At 75.3% G+C, this 21,323-nt stretch carries 20 protein-coding genes; 7 read left to right on the forward strand and 13 right to left on the reverse strand.

Annotated features, from left to right (window positions below; translation table 11 throughout):
- Nucleotides 1-496: transposase (locus CNO22_RS16455; RefSeq protein WP_157936980.1), on the forward strand; the 496-nt coding region annotated here is incomplete at its 5' end.
- A gap of 19 nt (nucleotides 497-515) precedes the next feature.
- Here CNO22_RS16455 and CNO22_RS27785 read toward each other — a convergent pair.
- Nucleotides 516-674 carry a hypothetical protein gene (locus CNO22_RS27785; protein WP_157936981.1) on the reverse strand — a complete coding sequence of 53 codons (159 nt, stop codon included), beginning with the start codon at nucleotides 672-674 and terminating at the stop codon, nucleotides 516-518.
- Nucleotides 675-1,004: 330 nt separating this feature from the next.
- Between CNO22_RS27785 and CNO22_RS16460 the strand changes: the two genes are divergently transcribed.
- Nucleotides 1,005-3,299 carry a HelD family protein gene (locus tag CNO22_RS16460; RefSeq protein WP_100500391.1) on the forward strand — a complete coding sequence of 765 codons (2,295 nt, stop codon included), beginning with the start codon at nucleotides 1,005-1,007 and terminating at the stop codon, nucleotides 3,297-3,299.
- A 36-nt stretch (nucleotides 3,300-3,335) separates the two neighbouring features.
- Here CNO22_RS16460 and CNO22_RS16465 read toward each other — a convergent pair whose 3' ends face one another.
- The 4 genes from CNO22_RS16465 to CNO22_RS16480 all read right to left on the reverse strand — a co-directional run bounded on the left by CNO22_RS16465 (nucleotide 3,336) and on the right by CNO22_RS16480 (nucleotide 7,305).
- A complete protein-coding gene (locus CNO22_RS16465) occupies nucleotides 3,336-3,533 on the reverse strand; it encodes a hypothetical protein (RefSeq protein ID WP_100500392.1) in 198 nt (65 codons plus the stop codon).
- Between the two features lie 99 nt (nucleotides 3,534-3,632).
- On the reverse strand, nucleotides 3,633-4,634 hold the full coding sequence (locus CNO22_RS16470) for a cytochrome P450 (RefSeq protein WP_232807090.1): 1,002 nt from the start codon (nucleotides 4,632-4,634) through the stop codon (nucleotides 3,633-3,635).
- Between the two features lie 348 nt (nucleotides 4,635-4,982).
- On the reverse strand, nucleotides 4,983-6,608 hold the full coding sequence (locus CNO22_RS16475; protein ID WP_100500393.1) for an SIR2 family NAD-dependent protein deacylase: 1,626 nt from the start codon (nucleotides 6,606-6,608) through the stop codon (nucleotides 4,983-4,985).
- Between the two features lie 73 nt (nucleotides 6,609-6,681).
- On the reverse strand, nucleotides 6,682-7,305 hold the full coding sequence (locus CNO22_RS16480; protein ID WP_157936982.1) for a hypothetical protein: 624 nt from the start codon (nucleotides 7,303-7,305) through the stop codon (nucleotides 6,682-6,684).
- 97 nt (nucleotides 7,306-7,402) lie between these two features.
- Here CNO22_RS16480 and CNO22_RS16485 point away from each other — a divergent pair, with 97 nt between their 5' ends.
- From CNO22_RS16485 to CNO22_RS16500, 4 genes are all read left to right on the forward strand, one after another.
- The gene (locus tag CNO22_RS16485; protein ID WP_157936983.1) at nucleotides 7,403-8,266 is read left to right on the forward strand and encodes a DUF1206 domain-containing protein; all 864 of its coding nucleotides are present in this window, start codon (nucleotides 7,403-7,405) and stop codon (nucleotides 8,264-8,266) included.
- 136 nt (nucleotides 8,267-8,402) lie between these two features.
- Nucleotides 8,403-9,242, forward strand: a complete 840-nt coding sequence (locus CNO22_RS16490; RefSeq protein WP_100500396.1) for a DUF1206 domain-containing protein — start codon at nucleotides 8,403-8,405, stop codon at nucleotides 9,240-9,242.
- 24 nt (nucleotides 9,243-9,266) lie between these two features.
- Nucleotides 9,267-10,133 (forward strand): DUF1206 domain-containing protein, encoded by an 867-nt coding sequence (locus CNO22_RS16495; RefSeq protein ID WP_100500397.1) that lies wholly within the window; start codon nucleotides 9,267-9,269, stop codon nucleotides 10,131-10,133.
- Nucleotides 10,130-11,485 carry a DUF2254 domain-containing protein gene (locus CNO22_RS16500; RefSeq protein WP_157936984.1) on the forward strand — a complete coding sequence of 452 codons (1,356 nt, stop codon included), beginning with the start codon at nucleotides 10,130-10,132 and terminating at the stop codon, nucleotides 11,483-11,485. The genes CNO22_RS16495 and CNO22_RS16500 overlap by 4 nt, the downstream gene beginning before the upstream one ends.
- 70 nt (nucleotides 11,486-11,555) lie before the next feature.
- On the opposite strand, the gene fabG is transcribed toward CNO22_RS16500, so the two are convergent.
- Together fabG and CNO22_RS16510 are read right to left on the reverse strand one after the other, a co-directional pair.
- Nucleotides 11,556-12,329: a 3-oxoacyl-ACP reductase FabG gene (fabG, locus tag CNO22_RS16505; protein ID WP_100500399.1), complete on the reverse strand. Its 774-nt coding sequence runs from the start codon at nucleotides 12,327-12,329 to the stop codon at nucleotides 11,556-11,558.
- Nucleotides 12,330-12,402: 73 nt separating this feature from the next.
- Entirely contained in the window at nucleotides 12,403-13,614 is a 1,212-nt protein-coding gene (locus tag CNO22_RS16510) for an acetyl-CoA C-acetyltransferase (RefSeq protein ID WP_100500400.1), read from the reverse strand.
- A gap of 121 nt (nucleotides 13,615-13,735) precedes the next feature.
- Here CNO22_RS16510 and CNO22_RS16515 point away from each other — a divergent pair, with 121 nt between their 5' ends.
- The gene (locus CNO22_RS16515) at nucleotides 13,736-14,890 is read left to right on the forward strand and encodes an MFS transporter (protein ID WP_198588387.1); all 1,155 of its coding nucleotides are present in this window, start codon (nucleotides 13,736-13,738) and stop codon (nucleotides 14,888-14,890) included.
- Between the two features lie 300 nt (nucleotides 14,891-15,190).
- Here CNO22_RS16515 and CNO22_RS16520 read toward each other — a convergent pair whose 3' ends face one another.
- The 6 genes from CNO22_RS16520 to CNO22_RS29130 form a co-directional block, all read right to left on the reverse strand.
- The gene (locus CNO22_RS16520; RefSeq protein ID WP_100500402.1) at nucleotides 15,191-16,435 is read right to left on the reverse strand and encodes an ABC transporter substrate-binding protein; all 1,245 of its coding nucleotides are present in this window, start codon (nucleotides 16,433-16,435) and stop codon (nucleotides 15,191-15,193) included.
- Nucleotides 16,432-17,679: a branched-chain amino acid ABC transporter permease gene (locus tag CNO22_RS16525; protein ID WP_100500403.1), complete on the reverse strand. Its 1,248-nt coding sequence runs from the start codon at nucleotides 17,677-17,679 to the stop codon at nucleotides 16,432-16,434. The genes CNO22_RS16520 and CNO22_RS16525 overlap by 4 nt, the downstream gene beginning before the upstream one ends.
- Nucleotides 17,672-18,562, reverse strand: a complete 891-nt coding sequence (locus tag CNO22_RS16530; protein ID WP_100500404.1) for a branched-chain amino acid ABC transporter permease — start codon at nucleotides 18,560-18,562, stop codon at nucleotides 17,672-17,674. Before CNO22_RS16530 ends, CNO22_RS16525 begins: the two co-directional genes overlap by 8 nt.
- Nucleotides 18,559-19,425 carry an ABC transporter ATP-binding protein gene (locus CNO22_RS16535; protein WP_232807091.1) on the reverse strand — a complete coding sequence of 289 codons (867 nt, stop codon included), beginning with the start codon at nucleotides 19,423-19,425 and terminating at the stop codon, nucleotides 18,559-18,561. Before CNO22_RS16535 ends, CNO22_RS16530 begins: the two co-directional genes overlap by 4 nt.
- Complete coding sequence (locus CNO22_RS16540) at nucleotides 19,413-20,201, reverse strand: ABC transporter ATP-binding protein (RefSeq protein ID WP_100500405.1); 789 nt, start codon at nucleotides 20,199-20,201, stop codon at nucleotides 19,413-19,415. Before CNO22_RS16540 ends, CNO22_RS16535 begins: the two co-directional genes overlap by 13 nt.
- Nucleotides 20,202-20,622: 421 nt before the next feature.
- The gene (locus tag CNO22_RS29130) at nucleotides 20,623-20,979 is read right to left on the reverse strand and encodes an STAS domain-containing protein (RefSeq protein WP_232807092.1); all 357 of its coding nucleotides are present in this window, start codon (nucleotides 20,977-20,979) and stop codon (nucleotides 20,623-20,625) included.
- Nucleotides 20,980-21,323: the final 344 nt, after the last annotated feature.

Below are 21,323 nucleotides of genomic sequence, written 5' to 3' on the forward strand. Positions count from 1 at the left end.
CGGCGCGTCGACGGTCGGCAAGGGCTCGCGCGGCTATGACGCCGGCAAGAAGGTCAACGGCCGCAAGCGGCATCTGGTGGTCGACACCCTGGGGCTGCTCATCGTCGTGCTGGTGACCGCGGCCAGCGTGCAAGACCGCGACGGCGGCATCCGGGTGCTGGACCGGGCCAAGATGGCCATGCCCTCCCTGGTGCTGGTCTGGGCCGATGCCGCCTACAGCCGCCGCACCCAGGACTTCGCCTCGAAGGCGCTGCGCATCCTGGTGCAGGTGGTGGCCAAGCTGGTCGGCCAGCAGGGCTTCGTGCCGCTGCCGCGCCGCTGGGTGGTCGAGCGCACGCACGCCTGGATCACCGGCCATCGCCGGATGAGCCGGGACTACGAACGGCTGCCCGCCCACTCCGAAGCGATGATCAAGTGGGCCATGATCGGGCTGATGGCCCGCCGCCTTGCACCGGCTCCCGGCCGCCGTCCCTGGCAGCCAGCACGAGCTTCCTGAACCCTTTCTCGACACGTTGTTAGTAGCGGGAGGTGCCGCACTCCGCGCAGCGCTTGCGGGGCGGGAGGGTCTCCGCCTGGCAGTTGGGGCAGGTCCAGGCGCTGCGGTCGACGTGCGGCCGGGTGCGCGTGCGGCGCCGGCGCAGGGGGACGGGACGGAGTTCGGTGGTCGGGCTCATGGGCACCTCCTGGGTCGCACCGCCGACGGTAGGCAGCCGACGTGACACGGAGATGACCTGCGGGTTGCCGTCGTCGACCGCCTCGGACCGCTCAGCCCGTGGCCGGCGACTGCGCCAGCCCCAGGGCCTGCGCCAGCACCCGCCGGGCCACCACCGACTCGCGAGTGGCGGGTCGCCGTGGTCTCCGGCGTGCCGTGACCACGACAGCTCGCCACTCGCGGAGGTGTGAGCCCGGGGACGGTCCGGGCGCCTCGCCCCGCCGGCGGGAATGTGCAGGCACCATGGGCGTTCGTCTGTTGCCGCAGCCGAGTACCGACAGAGAGACGTGCAGTGCCGACGACGCACCCCGAGGTCGTACCCCATCCCGAGATCGAGACCGAGCAGCAGTACGTCCGAGAGCTCTACGGCCGCCTCGACGCGGCCCGCGACCTGGCGGAACGGCGACTGAAGCAGGCCATCTCCTGGCCCGCGGTCGACCCGCAGGCGCTGCAGGAGCGCGACGCCACGGTCCGGTTCCAGACCGAGCGGGTGACCGCCCTCGACGCCGCCGAGGCGGGCCTGTGCGTGGGCCGGATCGACCGCGCCGACGACGGCCCGCTCTACATCGGCCGGATCGGGCTGGCCGCCGACGACGCCGGCGGCGACCCCGCGCTGGTCGACTGGCGGGCGCCGGCCGCGCGGCCCTTCTACACCGCCACCCCGGTGCACCCGCTGGGCGTGTCGCGGCGCCGGCACATCCGCACCCGCGGGCGCACCGTCGTCCGGCTCGACGACGAGGTGCTCACCGACGGGGTCGCCGGGTCGGGCCTGACCGGCGAGGCCGCGCTCATGGCCGCCCTCGACACCGCGCGCACCGGCCGGATGACCGACATCGTGCGCACCATCCAGGCCGAGCAGGACCGCATCATCCGCGCCGACGACCGCGGCGTCCTCGTCGTCCAGGGCGGGCCGGGCACCGGCAAGACCGCGGTCGCGCTGCACCGCGCGGCCTACCTGCTGTACACCCACCGCGAGCGGCTGGCCCGCCGTGGGCTGCTCGTCGTCGGCCCCACGCCCACCTTTCTGCGCTACATCGCCGACGTGCTGCCCTCGCTCGGTGAGACCGGCGTGCTGCTGGCCGGGCTGGGGCAGCTGCGCCCGGGCCTGGACGCCCGCGGCACCGAGTCGCCGGAGACCGCCGCGGTCAAGGGCCGGCTGGAGATGGTCGAGGTGCTCGAGCGCGCCGTCGCCGACCGGCAGGTGGTCCCCGACGGTCCGCGCGAGGTGACCGTCGACGGGTTCGCGCTGCGGCTGCGGCCCATCGACGTGAGGCGCGCGCAGAACGCCGCCCGCAGGGCCGAGCGGCTGCACAACCTGGCCCGGCCGGTGTTCGCCCGCCGGGTCGTCGACCTGCTGACCAAGCGGTACGCCGAGCGCATCGGCGCGGGCATCGACGCCGCCGACCTGCTCGACCGCGAGGACACCGCCGCGCTGCGCCGGGAGGTCGCCGAGAAGCCCGCCGTCCGGCTGCTGGTCGACGACCTGTGGCCGGTGCTCACCCCCGAGCGGCTGCTCACCGAGCTGTTCGCCGACCCGGCCCGCGTCGCCGCCGCCACCCCCGGGTGGGACGACGCCACCCGCGCGCTGCTGCACCGCCCGCGGGGGTCGGCCTGGACGCCGGCCGACGTCCCGCTGCTCGAGGAGGCCGAGGAGCTGCTCGGCTTCGACGACAGCGCGCAGCGGGCCCGCGCCGAGCGGGACCGCCGGCGCCGGCTGGCCGAGGCGCAGGAGACCCTGGACGTGCTGCACGGCTCGCGCTCCATCGACCTCGAGGACGAGCACCTGGAGGCCGAGGTGCTCAGTGCCGGCGACCTGATCAGCGCCGAGGAGCTGGCCGACCGGCAGCGGGCGGTCGACACCCGCACCACCGCGGAGCGGGCCGCCGCCGACCGCACCTGGACCTTCGGGCACGTCGTGGTCGACGAGGCCCAGGAGCTCTCGGCCATGGCCTGGCGGCTGCTGGTGCGCCGCTGCCCGACCCGGTCGATGACCGCCGTCGGCGACCTGGCCCAGACCGGCACCCTCGCCGGCGCCGCCGCCTGGGACGAGACGCTGCGCCCGCACGTCGGCGACGCCTGGCGGCTGGAGGAGCTGACGGTCAACTACCGGACGCCGGCCGAGATCATGGCCGTCGCCGCCGACGTCCTCGCCGCGGGCGGCACCGGGGCGAGCGCGCCGCGCTCGGTGCGGCCGGGGACCGCCGCGCCGTGGGCGGAGGTGACCGGGGAGGCCGCGCTGGCCGGCCGGGTCGCCGAGGTCGTCGAGGGCTGGACGGCGCACGAGGGCACCACGGCGGTCGTCGCGCCGGCCGGCCGGGTCGCCGAGCTCACCGCCGCGGTCGCGGCGCGGGTGGACGTCGTCACCTCCGGCCCGGAGGCCGACTCGTCCCGTGGCCCCGTGGTGCTCACGCCGGGCGAGGCCAAGGGCCTGGAGTTCGACGCGGTACTCGTGGTCGATCCGCAGCGGGTGCTCGACGAGGGGGTGCGCGGGCACAACGACCTGTACGTGGCGCTCACCCGGGCCACCCAGCGGCTCGGGATCCTCTCCCCCGGCGACCTGCCCGCGGAGCTCGACCGCCTGGCCTGAGGCGGCGAGATCGCCGATCTCGAACAGGTCAGGAGGTCAGCGCAGCGGGTGCCGGTGGCGGGTCACGCCCTCCACGGAGGCGGCCAGGGCGGCCGCGACCACGAGGAGCACGCCGCCGGCGCCGACCAGCGGGACGCCGCCCATGGTGCTCATGTCCAGCTCGGCCCAGAGCACACCGACGACGAGCGTCAGCAGCCCGACCACGCCCACCAGCGGTGCCAGCCACCTGCCCATGTCGCCCTCCTCGTCCGCACGGCCCTGCGATGACACCACGCGGCAGGGACACCCGGCGCCGCCTCCGGTGCGCCCGTGACGCAGCGCGACCGGCCCGGTTCAGTCGGTCCCGCGGACCCGCAGCACCACGCCGCTGGCCGGCTTGGCGGGGATGCGCCGCAGGGAGATCGACAGGTCCTGCTCCGGGACGTCGACCTGCAGCCGGGCCAGCCGCACCGCCAGCGCGGACAGGACGGCGACGGTGACCTGCTCGCCCGGGCAGCGGTGGTTGGTGCGCGGGTCGCCACCGCCCTGGGCCACCAGCTCGAAGGCGCCGATCTCGCGGCCGAGGAAGCGCTCGGGGCGGAAGGTGTACGGGTCGCCCCACAGCTCGGCGTCGTGGTTCTGCCCGTACAGGTCCAGCAGCACCATCGAGTGCTCCGGCACCCGTTCGCCGTCCCACTCGACCTCGCGCGGCGCACGCCCGCCGATGAACGGCGCGAACGGGTAGAAGCGGCGCACCTCGTGCGCCCAGGCCTCGGCGTCGGCGGGCTCGCCCGCGGCCAGCAGCTCGCGGTGCTGCGGCCAGCGGGCCAGCGCGTGCCCGGAGAAGGCGAGGAACCAGCTGATCGCCACGGTCGGCCGGATCACGTTGAGCACCTCGACCGCCGCCGTGCGCGGGTCCAGCCGCTCGCCGTCGGCGTCCCGGTGCCGGGCGACGACGTCGACGACCGAGTCCGCGGGCACCGTGGCCGCACCGCTGCGCACCTCCTCGACCAGCCGGGCCAGCCACGCCTCCCGGCGGCCGCGCGCCCGGCGGGCCCGCCAGTGCCGGGGCCCGGCGGTGGCGAAGCCGTCGACCATCGCGGTCAGGTCCCGGGCCACGGAGGGCACCTCGCCGTCGGACAGCGGGACGCCGGCCCAGTCGCACACGGCGCGGGTGAGGACCTCGGCCGCCTCGTCGAGGAGCACGACCTCGCCGCGACGCACCCAGCCGGGGACCGCGGCGTCCCAGGCGACGGTGGCGCAGTCGACGAGCGCGGCGATCCGGTCGTCGTCCATCAGCAGGGACACGAACATCGCCTTGCGGGTGCAGTGCTCCTCGCCGTCGAGGGTGTGCACCGCGCCCTTGCCGAACAGGGTGCCCTGCGCCGGCTCGGGATGGCGTGCGAGCGGCGCACGTGGTCCTCGTCGTAGAGGAACCGGGCCGCGGCAGGGCCCTCGATGCCGAGGACGGGCAGGCCGCCGAGCCGGGCGGCGACGGTGCGGCGGCCGCGCGCCCGCCGGGCGTCGGGCAGCCAGCCGTAGCCCTTGGCGACGAGGAGCGGGCTGTTCTCGAGTCGGGGGCGGCGCACGGGGTCCCGTTGCCCACGCCGACGCAGGCTCACACAGCGGCCCCTCTGGTGAGGTACTGGAACGGCCACCCTTCAGGGGCCCGCGCCGAGCGTGGGGGGAAAGGGTGGTCCTTCTTCAGCCGGGGCGCTGCTGCTGCAGGCGGTCGTCGCGCGGGGCGCTGGCCTCGTCCGCGGGCGGATCACCCGGCGCGCACTCCTGCGAGCCCAGCCGGCGCAGCAGCGCGGCCACCTCCCCGACCGCCGAGGACGACGCCCCCGCGGGCACCGTGCGCGCCACGTGCTCCAGCGCCGTCGCCAGGGTCCGTTCCTCCTCGGAGAGCATCCCGCGGTAGGCCGGGTCGAGCAGGTAGCCGGTCGGTGGGGTGGACAGACAGCCGATGCAGTCCAGCAGCACCTCCAGCAGCCGGGCGGCCTCGGCCGGCGGGGTGTCGGCCGGCGCGATCGCCACCGTCTGCACGTCCCGCTCCCACAGCCGGGCGCGGGCCGGGTCCTCGCGCAGCGCCAGCACGGTGCCGCTGCGCTGCCGCGGGGCCGCACCGGGGGCCTGGACGGCGCTGCGCACCTGGTGGGCGATGCGGATCAGGTCGTCGTCCTGCATGGAGGTGCCGACGAACAGCACGTGCCGGGTGAGCAGCAGCGAGTGCAGCACCCCGGCCAGCGCCGCCCGCGAGTCGCCGAACTGCAGGTACTCCTCGCGGGTCAGCACGATGCTCTCCGGGTGCGCGGCGTCGCCGTGCAGCTTGAGCAGCCAGGGCCGGCCCGGGACGGCGTCGTCGAAGGGCAGCACCGAGAGGTCGCGGCCGATGTCGGCGGCGGCGAGCTCGACCAGCGGGTCGTAGTTGGTGGTGACGAACTCCTGCACGGGCAGGTCGGCGATCAGCGCGTGCGCCAGCGCGTAGTGCCCCGGCCCGAACCGCTCCTTGACGAAGCACTCCAGGTGCTCCCGGCCGAGCTCGCGGGCCAGCAGCGCCGCGGCGTCCTGGGCCGGCAGCCGCGACAGCCCGGCCCGCAGCGCGTCGTCCAGGCCCGAGCGCTCGGCCAACTCGTCGAGCAGCTGCTCCCAGGTGGGCAGCCCGGCCGCCGCGCTCACGCCCGCACCGACAAAGACGGCCAGCTGCCCGCGGCGGGCCCGCTCGCCGAGGTCCTCGGCCAGCTGCCACAGGTGCTCGGGCAGGTCCCAGCCGCCCGGCTCGGCCCGGCGCACCCGCTGGGCGGCGGCCAGGTCGCTGGGCCCGCGCAGGACCAGCGCGACGTCGAAGCCGTGCTCCGCCGCGCCCTCGCGCAGCACGGGCAGCAGCCGCTGCAGCAGGGTGCCGCGCTGCCCGGCCGCCCCGCCCCAGCCGGTCCCCAGCGCCGGCAGCGCGACCAGCCGCCGGGCCCGGCCGTGCACGGGGGCCGGGACGTCACGCCGGGCGACGGCGGCCAGCGCCTCCCGCGCGCCGTCGACCAGCCAGCGCAGCGCGTCCTCGGGGTCGCGCTGCCGCTCGTCGACGGTGTGGACCAGCCACAGCTGCCGCCCCGGGTCGCCTGCCCGGCCACCGGGCACCTCGAGCACCCGCTCGCCGCCGTCCCAGGTGAGGTCCAGGCAGACGCCGTCGTCGTCCTCGCTGCGCACGAGGTCCTCGGGCAGCAGCGGGCGCCACTCGGGAGTGACCCGCAGCGACCGGTCGGTGGGCACGAGGACGTCGTCGCACACCAGCCGCCGCAGGTCCGCCCCGACGACGAAGACGTGTCCGCTCACGGACGGAGGGGTGCCCCGCCGGGAGCCGGGTGAACCGGCACGGGAACGGCCGTTGCCCGGCCGGGTCGGGTCCTCAGCGCGGGATGCCGCAGCCCCCGGCGGCGCAGGCGCACCCGGCGCAGGCCGCGGGCCGGGCCGGAGCCGGCTGCGCGGCGAGGGCACGCAGGCTCGAGGAACCGACGAGCAGGACGACGCCGAGCAGTCCCAGACCCAGTGCCCCGACGACGGTGGCGCCGCCGGCCGCGCGCTCCCAGCCGGCGACCAGCCCGGTGACGACCAGCAGGCCGGTGACCAGTGCCCACCACACGAGCGCCGCCTGACCGCTGCGGCGCACCGCCCCGCCGCGGCCGAGCAGCGTCAGCGCCCCGACCAGCAGCCCGGCCGGGACGGCGACGAGGAGCACCGAGCTCGCCAGCCCCGCGGAGACGGAGGCGAGCGCGATCGCCAGCACGCCGGCGACGGCGACGGCGAGGGCCCACCCTCGACGGCCGCCCTCGGCCGCCAGCTGCCCGCCGCGCCAGGCGGCCAGCGCGCCGGCCGCGCCCAGCAGCAGCCGCGCGCCGCCGTCCGCCCAGGAGACCGCGACCGCCGCGACGACGAGCAGCGCGACCCCACCGGCCAGCCACCGGGGCCACGCCCGCCGGGCCTGCTCCGGACTCGTCCGCTGCGCCGCCGTCATCGCTGCACCACTCGCCACGCACCAGAGTGTCCCCCACCGTCTGGGCGTCCCGGCGCGAGCCGTGTCACCCTGCGAGGTGCGCCGCAGCTGCGCGGCCGGTGGAGCGAGGAGCGGAGTGGCGACCGACGCGGGTCCGGCGGAGGACGCGCCGCTGGCGCACCGGGCGGCGCACAGCACGGCGCTGCGCTCGGCGGCCCGGGTCGGCCTGGTCGGCTACGCGCTGCTGCACCTGGTGGTGGCCTGGCTGGCGCTGCAGCTGGCCTGGCGGGCGGGACGGTCGCGGCCGGCCGACGGCGCCGCCGCGGTCGACCAGGGCGGGGCGATGGCACTGCTCGCCGAGTCCCCCGTCGGCCCCCTGCTGCTGTGGCTGCTGACCGCCGGGCTCACCGGGCTGGGTGTCTGGCAGGCCGTCGAGGTGCTCCGCCACCACCGCAGGCTGCCCGCGCCCGGCCCCGACCGGCGGCGCGCGGTCGTCCAGCTGGGCAAGACCCTGGGGACGGCGCTGGTCTACGGCTTCCTCGCCGTCTCCGCGGCGCGGGTCGCCCTCGGCCGCGGCAGCGACCCCGCCGCGGACACCCGGGCCGTGCGCGGCGTGCTCGCCTGGCCCGGCGGCCAGGTGCTCGTCGTCGCCGTCGGGGTGGTCGTCGTCGCCATCGGCGTCTACCACGTGCGCAAGGGCCTGCGGTCGGACTTCCTCGACGAGATCGACCTCTCGACCGTCGCCCCCGCGCTGTGCACCGTGGCGCACCGGGCCAGCCAGGCCGGCTTCGTGCTCAAGGGGGTGGCGTTCGTGCTGGTCGGCATGATGGTGGCCTGGGCGGCGGCGACGTTCGACCCGGCGCACGCCACCGGTCTGGACGGTGCGCTGCGGGCGGTGGCCGCCGAGCCGCACGGCGCCTGGGTGCTGACCGTGGTCGCGGTGGGGCTGGCCGCCTTCGCGGTGTACTGCCTGGCCCGCGCCCGCCATCCCGTGGGATGAAGGACCCCGTCCCTCGACGGCGAGATCGGCGCTCTCACCGAGGGTCGGTGCGGAGCGCGGATCCGGCGGCGGGGGCCGCGCTGTGTCACGCTGACCAGCCCGCGCAGACGGTGCGGCGGACTGGGAGGAGCCGGCCATGGGCGGGACGACGGGGCGGGCCGCGGGCGCGGCCGGCCGGGCGGGCGACAGCGACGCCCTCGAGAACCTGGCGCGCATCGGCCTGGTCGCCTACGGCGTCGTGCACCTGCTGCTCGCCTGGCTGGCGCTGCAGCTGGCCTGGGGCGGGGGCAGCGGCCAGTCCGCCGACCAGACCGGCGCGCTGGCCACGCTGGCCGAGCAGCCGCTGGGCCGGCCGCTGCTGTGGCTGCTCGCCGTCGGGCTGGTCGCGCTGGCGGCCTGGCAGGCGGCGGAGGTGCTGCGCTGGCGCAGCCGGCTGTCCTCGTCCGGGGACGCCCGGAAGAAGGCCGTGGAGAAGACGGTGAAGGCGGTCGCCAAGGCCGTCCTCTACACCGTGCTGGCCGTGCTGGCGATCCGCACCGCGACCGGCAGCGGCGGCTCCGGCGGGGGGCAGCAGCAGGCGGCCGGCGTCTTCGGCTGGCCGGCCGGGCGCTGGCTGGTGGGGCTCGTCGGCCTCGTCGTCATCGGGGTCGGCGTCTACCTCGTGCACAAGGGCGTGTCCAAGCGCTTCCTCGAGGAGGTCGACCTGCGCTCGGCCTCACCACAGACCACGCGCCTGGTCACCCGCCTCGGGCAGACCGGCTTCCCGGCCAAGGGCGTCGCCCTCGGTGTCGTCGGCGGGCTGCTCGTCTACGCCGCCGCGACGTTCGACCCGGCCCGCGCCACCGGGCTCGACGGCGCCCTGCGCACCATCCTCGAGGCCCCCTTCGGCCGGGTGCTGCTGACCCTGGTCGCGATCGGCATCGCCGCCTTCGGGGCCTACTGCCTGGTCCGCGCCCGCTACCCCGAGCGCACCTGAGCGCGGTCGCGGACGATCGTCGGCGTGCCTCCCGCCCGACCACTGCTCGACCGTGTCCACCGGCTGGTCGAGAACGCCCGCGGGGTCACCGACCACCCGGTGCTCGAGGCGGTCGCCCGGGTCGGTCTGGTCGCCTACGGCGTGCTGCACCTGCTCATCGGCTGGCTGGCGGTGCAGCTGGCCCGTGGCAGCGACCGCACCGACGCCGACCAGACCGGCGCGCTGCAGACGGTGGCCGGCACGCCCGGCGGCACGGTGCTGCTCTGGCTGATCGGCCTGGGCATGCTCGCCCTGGCGTTCTGGCAGGCCGCGGAGGTGCTGCTGTGGTGGCGCGGGCTGCTCGACCCGCGGCACCGGCTGCGGACGGCGTTCGTGTGCACCAAGTGCCTGGCCAAGGCCGCCGTCTACGCCGTGCTCGGGATCACCGGGCTGCTGTTCGCCGTCGGGCTGGAGTACGAGGCCGACGAGCGGTTCCGCGAGCTCACCGGCGAGACGCTGGAGGTCCCGGGCGGCGCACTGCTGGTGTACGCGGTCGCCGCCGGAGTGGTGGCCGTCGGGCTGTACACACTGGTGCGCGGGCTGACCGGCGGTTTCATGAAGGACATCGACCTGCCCGCGGCCCCCGACCGCTGGGAGCCGGTGATCGAGGCCGTCGGCCGGGTCGGCTACGTCGCCAAGGGCATCGCCTTCGGGCTGGTCGGCGTGCTGCTGTGGCGGGCGGCCACCACCGCCGACGTCTCCACCGCGACCGGCCTGGACGGCGCGATGACCGCGATCGCCTCGGTCAGCGCAGGGCCGTGGCTGCTGGGCGCCGTCTCCGCCGGGTTCGCCGCGTTCGGCGTGTACGCGCTGGCCCGCGCCCGCTACCCGGACCGGGACCCGTCGTCGTGACCCCGCGGAACAACCGGCCCTCGCGGATCCGGAACGCCGTCACCAGCGCGCTGTGGCCGCTGCCGACCGCGGCCATCCTGCTGGCGTTCGGCCTGGGCATCGGCCTCCCGGTGCTCGACGAGCTGCTGCAGGCTTCCGGGGAGCGGCCGCTGGCCCTGGTGTTCGAGGGCGGCCCGTCGGCGGCGCGCGGCATCCTCTCGACGATCGCCGGGTCGGTCATCTCGGTGGTGACGCTGCTGTTCTCGCTCACCATCGTGACGCTGCAGCTGGCCAGCAGCCAGTACAGCCCGCGACTGCTGCAGACCTTCGTCCGCGACCGCGTCGTCCAGGTGTGCCTGGGCACGCTGCTGGCCACCTTCGTGTACTCGCTGGTGGTGCTGCGCAGCGTGCGGTCGGCCGACGACTCCGACGACGGCTCGGCCTTCGTCCCCCGGCTGTCGGTGACCGTGGCGTTCGTCTTCGCCCTCGCCTCGGTCGCGGCGCTCGTGACGTTCCTGGCGCACCAGACCCGCCAGCTGCGCGTCGAGACGATGATGCGCGACGTCCACGTGGAGGCCACCGCGACGATCGACCGGCTCACGGCGCAGCTGGACGGCGACTTCCCCGACTGCCCGCTGCCGGGAGTGCCCGCGCGCGCCCGGCCGGTGTGTGCGCGCGCCAGCGGGTTCCTGGTCCAGACCGCGGAGGACCGGCTGCTGGGCGAGCTCGCCCGGGTCGGCGCGGTGCTGCGGCTGGACCGCCGTCCCGGCGAGTCGGTGGTCGCCGGCACGCCGCTGGCCTGGGTGTGGACCGACGACCCGGCGGCCGAGCCGCCCGTCGACGAGCTGGCGGCGGCGCTCGAGCGGCACGTCGAGCTCTCCTTCGAGCGGTCCCCGGCCGCGGACCCCAGCTACGGGCTGCGCAAGCTGGTCGACATCGCCGCGCGCGCTCTCTCCCCCGGCATCAATGACCCGACGACCGCCGTGCACGCCCTCTCGCACGTCTCGGCGCTGATGGGGCAGCTCAGCACCCGCGAGACCTGGCACCGGCAGGTGGCCGGCGACGACGGCGTCCGGCGGCTGCTCGTGCCGTCGTGGGACCACACCGCCCTGCTGGACCTGTCGGTCACCCAGGTCCGCAGCTACGGCCGGCAGGACACCACCGTCGTCGAGCGGCTGTTCGCGCTGCTGACCGAGGTCGGCTGGCAGGCGCGCACCGAGCCGCAGCGACAGGCGGTGCGGGCCCAGTGCGCCACGCTGACCGCCCGGTCGCTCGAGGAGCTGCCGGCCGGTCGCACCGCGGACGACGTGCGGCGGATGGCCGATGCCGTCGAGCAGGCGCTCTCCGGCCGCTGGGAGCCGCTGCGGACCTGAAGAAGGACCCCCCTGCCCCCCGCCACTCACAGGCTCGCGGCGGGCCCCTGCAGGGGGGCCGCCCGGGACTTCAGGTGCGGGGACCGCCGGCCACGTAGACGACCTGGCCGGAGACGAACCCGGCGCCCTCGCTGACGAGGAACGAGACGGTGTGCGCGATGTCCGCAGGGGTGCCGGCGCGCTGCACCGGGATCGCCGCCGCCCGCTCGGCCACGTACTGCTCCCAGTCGCGGCCGATGCGCTCGGCGGTCGCCCGGGTCATCTCGGTCTGGATGAAGCCGGGCGCGATCGCGTTCGCGGTGACGCCGAACTTGCCCAGCTCGAGGGCGAGGGTCTTGGTGAAGCCCTGGAGGCCGGCCTTGGCGGTGGCGTAGTTGGCCTGCCCGCGGTTGCCCAGCGCCGAGGTGCTCGACAGGTTGACCACGCGGCCCCAGCCGGCCTGGACCATGTGCTGCTGCACCGCGCGGGTCATGAGGAAGGAGCCGCGCAGGTGCACGTGGATGACGACGTCCCAGTCGGCGTCGGTCATCTTGAACAGCAGGTTGTCGCGGGTGACCCCGGCGTTGTTGACCAGCACCACCGGCGGGCCGAGCTCGGCGACGACCCGCTCGACGGCGGCCTGCACCTGGTCGGCGTCGCCGACGTCGGCCCCCACCCCGAGAGCGCGCCCGCCGGCGGCCTCGATGGCCTGCACCGTGCCGGCGGCCGAGGACTCGTCGAGGTCGACGACCGCCACGGCGAAGCCGTCCTGGGCCAGCCGCTGCGCGGTGGCGGCGCCGATGCCACGGGCCGCGCCGGTGACGATCGCGACGCGCTGCTGGTCGGTGGGGCCGGACTCTGTCATGCGCGGCTCTCCTCGCTGCTCGGGGCTGTGAGCCCGATCATGCCGCGAGGCGAGCCGCCGTCCCCCGCCGGGGTCACACCCGCTCGAACAGGGCGGCGAGGCCCTGGCCGCCGCCGATGCACATCGTCTCGAGCCCGTAGCGGGCGTCGCGGCGGGCCATCTCCCGGGTGAGGGTGGCCAGGATGCGGCCGCCGGTGGCGCCCACCGGGTGGCCCAGCGAGATGCCGGAGCCGTTGACGTTGGTCCGCTCGAAGTCGGCGTCGGTGAAGCCCCACTCGCGGGTCACCGCCAGCACCTGGCTGGCGAAGGCCTCGTTGAGCTCGATCAGGTCGACCTCGGCGAGCTTCACGTCGGCCAGCGCGAGCGCCTTGGCGGTGGCCGGCACCGGCCCGATGCCCATGGTCTTGGGCGGGACGCCGGCCACGGCCCAGGACACCAGCCGCGCCAGCGGGCGCAGGCCCAGCTCGGCGGCCCTCTCCGGCGAGGTCACCACGCAGACCGCGGCGCCGTCGTTCTGCCCGCTGGCGTTGCCGGCGGTGACGGTGGCGTCCGGGTCGTCCCTCCCCATGATCGGGCGCAGCTTGGCCAGCGTCTCGACGGTGGAGTCGGGGCGGATGTGCTCGTCGCGGTCGACGACGACCTCGCCCTTCCGCTGCCTGACCGTCACCGGCACGATCTCCTCGGCGAACCGGCCCTCCTCGGCGGCGGCGGCGGCGCGGTGGTGGCTGCGGACGGCGTACTCGTCCTGCTCCTCGCGGCTGATGCCGTACTCGCGCCGCAGGTTCTCCGCGGTCTCCAGCATCCCGCCGGGCACCGGGTGGTTCTGGCCGCCGGCGGTGACCCGGCCGCGGGCCAGGCCGTCGGTCAGCAGCACGCCGGGGCCGGCCTTGACCCCCCACCGCATGGCGTTCGAGTAGAAGGGCGCGTTGCTCATCGACTCGGCACCACCGGCCAGGACGACGTCCGAGGCGCCGGACTGCACCTGCATCGCGGCGTACAGCACCGCCTGCAGGCCCGAGCCGCAGCGGCGGTCGAGCTGGATGCCCGACGCGGTGACCGGCAGCCCGGCGTCCAGGGCCGCGACGCGGCCGAGCGCCGGGGCGTCCATCGTCGGGTAGCAGTGCCCGAGCAGGACGTCGTCGACCGACTCCGGCGGCAGCCCGGTGCGCTCCATCACCGCCCGGACCACCGTCGAGGCCAGGTCCTGCACCGGGACGTCACGCAGGGAGCCGCCGAAGCCGCCCACCGGGGTCCGCAGGGGCTCGCAGATGACCGCATCGCGCACGGGGTCCTCCTCGTTCGTCGCCGTCGGCACCCGTGAGTCTGCCCCCGGCCGGACGACGGTGCGGAGGCGGCCTCCCCGCACGTCGCGCGCGGAGCCGGCGCGCACTCCGTAGGGTGCCGCGGTGGCCTGGAGGCGAGCGGTGTTCGTGTTGTTCGCGGTCGCGGCCGGCACCAACGTCCCCACGCCCCTGCTGCTGGTCTACCAGGAGCGCCTCGACCTCTCCCCCGAGGTGCTCACCGCGCTGTTCGGCTGCTACGCCGCGGGACTGGTCCCGGCGCTGTTCCTGTCCGGCCCGCTGTCGGACCGGCTGGGCCGCCGCCGCGTCGCCCTCCCCGGCGTCGTCCTGGCCGGGCTGGCGTCGCTGGCCTTCGCCGCGGCCGGCGGGTCACTGGTGCTGCTGTTCGCCGCCCGGTTCCTGCAGGGCGTGGTCAGCGGCGTGGTGTTCAGCGTCGGGAGCGCCTGGGTCGCCGAGCTGTCGGCGGCCTCCGGCGAGGGGGCCGGGGGACGGCGGGCCGCGGTCGCGATGACCGCCGGCTTCTCCCTCGGGCCGCTCACCAGCGGGCTGCTGGGCCAGTTCGCGCCGGCGCCCACGGTGCTGCCCTACCTGCTGCACACGGTGCTCGTGGGCGTGGGGCTGGCGCTGGCGGTGCGGCTGCCGGAGACCGTCGTCCTGCGGCCCGACCGGCGGGGGGACGGCGGCAGCCCCGCCGTCCCGCTGCTGCCACCGGGCAACCTCGGCCTCGCGGCGACCGTGCTGGCCCCGGTCGCCGTCTGCGTCTACGCCTTCCCGTCATCGGTCATCTCCGCGGTCCCGCTGCTCGGCGAGCTGCCGGCGGGCGGGGTCGCCGTCACCGGCGTCCTCGCCGGCGTCACCCTCGGCGCAGGGACGCTCGTCGCCGGGCTGCAGCGCCGGCTCGGGTCGTGGACCGCCGTGACCGGTGCCGCCCTCGGCGCGGCCGGGTACGCCGCCGCGGCGCTGTTCGTCGGCACCGGCGCGTGGCCGTGGCTGCTGGCCGCCGCGCCGCTGCTCGGGGCCGGCGGCGGCCTGTGCCTGGCGGCCGGGCTCACGGTCACCGGCCGGCTGGCCGCGCCCACCCGCCGGGGCGAGCTGACGTCGGTGTTCCTGGCCTGCGCCTACCTGGGCTTCGCCGTCCCGTTCCTCATGGCGACCGCCGCCCGCTCGGCGCCGGCGTGGTTCGCCCTGGGCGCCGCCGCGGCCCTCACCGGGCTGCTCGCCCTCCGGCTGGTCCCGGTCGCCCGCCTCGGCCGGCTCTGAGCTCTTCGTCGTCCTACCGGACGACACCGCGGCCAGGTGCCGTCCCGCGGTCGGGCCGAGCCCACACCCCGACCACTCGTCGGGGATCCTCCGGGCCCCGCTCCTCCCGGCCGACACCGCAGCCAGGTGCGGCGACCAGACCTCCGGCGTCCTCGCCTGTGACGCCGCACAGCGCGTCACAGGCAACCACGGCGCGTCCTGCGCGCGAGCCGAGCCGGGGCCGGGGGCCTCCCTCGCCCCGCAACGCACGACGGCGCCCCCTCCCGGAGGAGGGGGCGCCGCCAGTGGCCTACGCCAGGGTCAGCGCAGGGCCTCCGCGAACTCGCCCTCGAACGCGTCCTGGACGACGGTCGCGCCACCCGGGACGTCGGCCGGCCGCAGGATGAAGTTCTGCGTGCTGGGCGAGCGCCCGGTCTCGAAGCCCTCGATCGGGACGACGAGGCCGCCGGTGTCGACGTCCTGCAGCTCGTTGAAGGCGTTCAGCACGCCGGCGCGGGTGAGGTCGCCGTTCTCGCAGGCCGCGTCGAGCACCTGCTTCATGATCGCGCTCATGCCGTAGCCGACCAGCACGCCGAGGCTCGGCTGCACGTTCGGGTAGGCCTGCTGGTACTGCTCCAGCAGCTCGGGCTGGGCGTCGAAGGCCGACACCGGGCTGGACACGTACAGGTTGTCCTTGAGCGCCTGCGCGGCCGGACCCTGCAGCAGGCCCGGCGCGAACACCGGGTTGCTGCCGATGATCGGCACGTTCAGCCCCTGGGCCGCCGCCACACCGGCCGCGGACGCGGTCTGCGTGGGCGCGACGGTCAGGGCGATGGCGTCGACCCCGGCCGCGGCGAACTGGGTGATCTGCGCGGTCATGTCCTGGTCGGTCGCCTTGATCTGCGCCGGGATGATGGTCAGCCCACGCTCCTCGGCGACCGCCTCGCTGCCCGCGAGGCCGTTCTCCCCGTACTCGCCCTCGAAGTAGATGTGCCCGACCGTGGCGCCGTCGGACAGCAGCCCCTGCTCGAACATGTAGGCATACCCGTTGGCCAGCTCGACGTCGTAGGTGGCGCCGACGACGCCGGTGCCGGGGATCTCGGTGAGGGTACGGGCCCAGGCCGACGGGAAGTTGACGATCTGGTCGGACTCGTACTCCGGGGCCAGCGCGGTGTTGATCGGCGACCCGATCGTCTGCTGCATCGCCAGGATGTTCGGCTCCATGCCGCTGTAGAGCTGCACGCCGGTCTGCGGGACGTAGCCGGTGTCCTGGACGTCGAGCTCGACGGTGTAGGTGTCGCAGACCTGGTTGTCCTGCCAGAACAGCTGGTGGGCGTTGGTGATGTCCTGGCCGAGCGCGGCGAAGACGCCGGTCAGGTCGGTGAGCACGCCGAGCCGGATCGTCGTCCCCTCGACGCCGACGTCGGTGAGGACCTCGCCGCCGGCGCCGCCCTCTCCCCCTCCGCCGCCGCCGGTTTCGGGTGCTCGGGTGCTGCAGCCGGCGGTCGCCACGACGACGGCCGCGGCCACCGCGGTGGTCGTGCGCAGAGCCTTGCCTGTTCTCATCTGGTGTCGCTCCCTTGTGCTGGTCGGTCGGAGGGGGTCGGTGCGGAGCCGGGTTGCTCCGGGGGTGGTGTGGCGACTCCGCCGCGGGCGGGCGCACGGCCCCGGCGGAAGCGGGAGGTGAGGCGCTGCGCGATGCCCGCCAGTCCGGCGGGCTCGAACAGGACGATCAGGATGATCGCGGCGCCGTAGAGGAACCGGGCGGCGAAGCCGGCGGAGATGCCGCCCTGGCCCGGGGCGCTCACCAGCGGCAGCACGTCGGCGTACTGCTGGAACAGCAGCGGCAGCGCGGTGACGAACAGCGCGCCCAGCGCCGCGCCGCCCACCGAGCCCAGCCCGCCCAGCACGATCATCGCCAGGTACTGGATGGAGACGACGAGCGTGAAGGACTCCGGGGCGATGCTGCCGATGGACAACGCGTAGAGCACCCCGGACAGGCCGGCGTACATCGAGCTGACCAGGAACACCCGCGCCTTGTGGGCCTGCACGTTCACGCCCATGACCGACGCGGCGACCTCGCTGTCGCGCAGCGTCTGCAGCGCCCGGCCGGGCCGGCTGCGCAGCAGGTTGCGGGCGAACACGTAGGCGGCCAGCGCCAGGACCAGCCCGAGGTACCAGAGCCGCTCGGCCTCCCGGAACGGCACGCCCAGCACGAACAGCTGCGGGTCGCTGTTGCCGAACGTGAAGCCGAACAGCGAGAACTCCGGCGCCGCGCGGCCGTTGAAGCCACCGGTCACCGGCGTCCAGGTGTTGATCACGTGGACGCCGATGAAGACCAGCCCCAGGGAGGCGACGCCGAGGTAGATGCCCCGCAGCCGTGCCGCGATCGGGCTGAAGACGAGCCCGGCGAGCCCGGCGAGCAGGACGCCGACGACCATGCCGACGACGGGCGGCAGACCCAGCCCCTCGATGCCGGCGCGGGTGCCCAGCCCGCCGGACTCGCCGGAGATGTACGTGTAGCTCACCGCCCCGACGGCGAGGAAGAACGCGTGCGCCAGGGACAGCTGGCCGGTCGTGCCCACGAGCAGGTTCAGGCCGATGGCGCCGATGGCGGCGCCGAACACCGCGAAGCCGGTGCGCAGCCAGAATTCGTCGAAGTAGAGCGGGAAGACCAGCAGGAACCCCAGCAGTGCCGCGACCAGCACCCACTTGACCACGGAGCCGCGGCGGCGGGCCGTTGCCGGCCTGGACGGGGCGGACGCCGAACGGCTGGCGCCCGCCGGCCGGGAGACGGTCTGCTCAGACACGGGTCAGCTCCTTGGTGCCGAAGAGCCCCGACGGCCGGACCAGCAGGACAGCGATCATGACGACGTAGGGGACGACCTCGCCGAAGCCGCGACCGAGGAAGAGCAGGTTCTCCTGGTAGCCGGCGGCCAGGGACTCGGCGACCCCGATGAGCAGGCCGCCCACCAGCGCGCCGCCGGTGGAGTCCAGGCCGCCGAGGATGGCCGCCGGGAAGGCCCGCAGCGCCGTGGCGTACACGGCCGAGCTGACCCCGGGTGTCGGGCTGCCGACCAGGAACAGGGCGGCCACCCCGGCGAGGACGCCGGCGACGACCCAGGCCAGCGCGGAGACCCGGCCCTGCCGGATGCCCATCAGCGCCGCGGTCTCGCCGTCCTCGGCCGAGGCGCGCATGGCCACACCCCAGCTCGAGTACTTGAAGGCGACGAAGAACAGCACGATGAGGATGCCGGCGACGACCATGGCGACCAGCCGGTTCTGGGTGATCCCGATGCCGCCGATGCGGACCGACTGCCCGCCCCACGGGTGCGGCACGTTGAGGATGTCCGGGCCGATCCGCCGGATGAGCTCGGTCAGCAGGATGATGTCGACGCCGATGGTGACGATCGCCAGGCTGATCACGGGCGCGCCGCGCAGCCGGTTGATGATGAAGCGCTCGACCACGAACGCGGCCAGCGCGGTGATCACCAGGCCGACGAGCACCGCGCCGAGGAAGCCCAGGGTCCCCGACAGCCGCGCGATCGAGTACGCGCCGAGCAGCAGCAGCGAGCCGTGGGTGAAGCTCACGACCTCGCTGGCCTTGAAGATGATCACGAAGCCGAGCGCGATCAGCGCGTAGATGGCGCCGAGCGACAACCCGTTGAGCAGGAGTGAGAGGAACTGGGTCACGACGTCGTCCCTGGCGTGTCGGTGGTGTGGTGGGCGACGGCCTCGGCCGGTCCCTGGTCGTCGCCGGAGCCCAGGTAGGCGCGGATGACCTCGGGGTCGGCCTGCACCTGGGCCGGCGTCCCGTCGGCGATCCGGCGGCCGAAGTCCAGGACGGTGACCCGGTCGGCCAGGGACATGACCATCCCCATGTCGTGCTCGACCAGGACGATCGAGATCCCCAGCGCCGCGCGGATCTCCCGGATGGCCTCGGCCATCCGGCTGGTCTCCTCGGCGTTCATGCCGGCCACCGGCTCGTCGAGCAGCAGCAGCCGCGGCTCGGTGCACAGCGCCCGGGCCACCTCGACCCGCTTCTGGTCGCCGTAGGAGAGCACGCCGACCGGGGTGTGCAACTTGTCGCCGAGGTCGAGGAACTCGGCGATCTCCCGGATCCGCTCGCCGTGGACCTTCCCCTCCCGGGTGGCGCGCGGCAGCCGCAGTCCGGAGGAGAGGAACCCCGCCTTGGTCAGGTGGTGGCGGCCGAGCATGAGGTTCTCGGCCACCGACTGAGTGCCGGAGAGGGCGATGTTCTGGAACGCCCGGGCCACGCCGACGCCGGCGATCTGGAACGGGCGCATCCGGTCGAGCCGGACGTCGCCGAAACGGACCTCGCCCGCGGCGGCCTTGTAGACGCCGGAGAGGACGTTGAACATCGTCGACTTGCCCGCGCCGTTGGGCCCGATGACCGCGTGGATGGTCCCCGGCGCGACGGTGAAGGAGACGTCGTTGAGCGCCTGGATGGCGCCGAAGCGCACGCTGACGCCCTCGACCTCGACCGGGGGGACGTCGGACCGGGCCTCGGTCGCGGCCGCGGTCACGCCGTCCACCGCGAGAGCGTGCGGCGGGTGTGGCGGCCGACCGGCCCGGAGGCGGCCGGGTCGCCGTGGCCGAGGTAGAGCCGCTGCACCTCGTCAGTGCGCGCGAGCTCCTCGGCCGGCCCGGACAGGGACACCCGGCCGACGTCGAGGACGTAGGCGAGGTCGGCCACGCCGAGCGCCATCGTGGCGTTCTGCTCGACCAGCAGCACCGAGGTGCCCTGCCGGTTGATCTCGGCGACGACCTCGCCGATCTGGCCGATCACCCGCGGCGCCAGCCCCAGCGAGGGCTCGTCGAGCAGCAGCAGCTTGGGGCTGGCCATGAGCGCCCGGCCGATGGCGAGCATCTGCTGCTCACCGCCGGAGAGCAGCCCCGCCCGCTGGCCGCTGCGCTCGGCCAGCACGGGGAACAGGTCGTGCACCCGGGCGTGCGCGGCGGCCTTGGCGGCGCGGTCGCGGTTGCCCATCCCGCCGGCGCGCAGGTTCTCCTCGACGGTGAGCCGGCCGAAGATGCGCCGGCCCTCCGGCACCTGGACGATGCCGCGCCGGACGATCTGCCCGGGGTCGCGACTGGTGAGGACGTCGCCGTCGAAGCGCACCGAGCCCTCGTCGACGCGGCCGCGGTGCAGCCGCAGCGTGCCGGAGATGGTCCGCAGCAGCGTGCTCTTGCCGGCGCCGTTGCTGCCGAGGACGGCGACGACCTTGCCGTCGGGGACCTCCATGGTCACGCCGCGCACCGCCTCGACGGCGCCGCCGTAGGTCACCCGCAGCGAGTCGATGCTCAGCATGCGGCCCGCTCCGCGGTCGTCCCCGGTGGGGAGGCCGGCGTCCTCCGGACCGCACTACGCGGAACAGGATCGGTCTGTGATGGAGGGCACATGGCCGGAGACTGTAAAGGGACGGCGCGCCGAGTCCGCCAGAGGCCACGGGATCGTGACCTGCAAGTGATCTGTCGACGACCGTCGTGGCCGGCACACCTGCGAGCGGAGATCCGGCAATGTGCGGCGGGGACACGAAGCCGGTCCGCCACGTGTGGGTACGCCCACCTGCCGGAACAGCACGACGGACCCGTCGAGGGGCGGGTCCGTCGGGGTGTGGGCCGGGCTCGCGGCCCTGCAGGGCCCCGCTACGAGCCCGCGAGCGGTGGGCAGCCACCCTTCAGGGTCCCGCCCCGAGCCTGCGGGGGTTGGGGGGAAGGGTGGTCCTCCTTCAGGCCGCCCCGGCGCCGGACCGGGGCTGCCCGACGGCGAGCAGGTCGTAGAGGCCGGTGATCTGCAGCGGCCGGACGACCGCCCGGGTGGAGGCGAGCACGCGGAAGACGACGCCGTCCTCGGCCGCGCGGCGGTGGGCGCCGGCGAGCACGCACAGCCCGGCGGAGTCGAGGAAGGTGACGCCCTCGAGGTCGACGGTGAGCGTCCGGACGCCGTCGGCGAAGGCCGTGTCCACGACCGCGCGCAGCGACGGGGCGGTGGAGGAGTCGACCTCTCCGGTGACGGTGAGCAGGACACCGGTGGTGGACCCGGTCACGTCGATGGAGACCAGGTCGGGGATGGGGGCAGCGGTCACGGTGCGCCTCTCGGACGTAGGCGAACCCGTGCGGAGGACCACGGCAGCAGCCGCGGTACGACGCGGAGTCCGGCATCTGGTGCCGCGGCTGACTGTTGAACCGCTGTCTCGACCGTAGGGACCTCGGCCTCCGTAATCAAGGCCCCGGCCGTTGATCACAGGGCCCGCTGGGTGCGGCGCCGCCCCCGGTGCCGGCCCGGGGATACTGGACGGCGTGTCGAGGCGGCTGGCGGTGTGGGGCGGGATCTGGCTCGTCGGCTCGGCCGCGGCCTTCCTGCTGCTCGACCCCATCCTGGCCTCCGCCATCGCCGTCTTCGGCCTGTGCCTGTGGGGCGTCGCGGTGC

It is taken from the genome of Geodermatophilus chilensis (assembly GCF_002802985.1).
Lineage (GTDB): Bacteria > Actinomycetota > Actinomycetes > Mycobacteriales > Geodermatophilaceae > Geodermatophilus > Geodermatophilus chilensis.

Excerpts from the sequence above, each read along its gene's own strand:
- CNO22_RS27785 (WP_157936981.1), bottom strand. The coding sequence starts at position 674 with ATGAGCCCGACCACCGAACTCCGTCCCGTCCCCCTGCGCCGGCGCCGC.
- CNO22_RS16465 (WP_100500392.1), bottom strand. The coding sequence starts at position 3,533 with ATGGGCAGGTGGCTGGCACCGCTGGTGGGCGTGGTCGGGCTGCTGACG.
- CNO22_RS16490 (WP_100500396.1), top strand. The coding sequence starts at position 8,403 with ATGGGCGGGACGACGGGGCGGGCCGCGGGCGCGGCCGGCCGGGCGGGC.
- fabG (WP_100500399.1), bottom strand. The coding sequence starts at position 12,329 with ATGACAGAGTCCGGCCCCACCGACCAGCAGCGCGTCGCGATCGTCACC.
- CNO22_RS16520 (WP_100500402.1), bottom strand. The coding sequence starts at position 16,435 with ATGAGAACAGGCAAGGCTCTGCGCACGACCACCGCGGTGGCCGCGGCC.
- CNO22_RS16540 (WP_100500405.1), bottom strand. The coding sequence starts at position 20,201 with ATGCTGAGCATCGACTCGCTGCGGGTGACCTACGGCGGCGCCGTCGAG.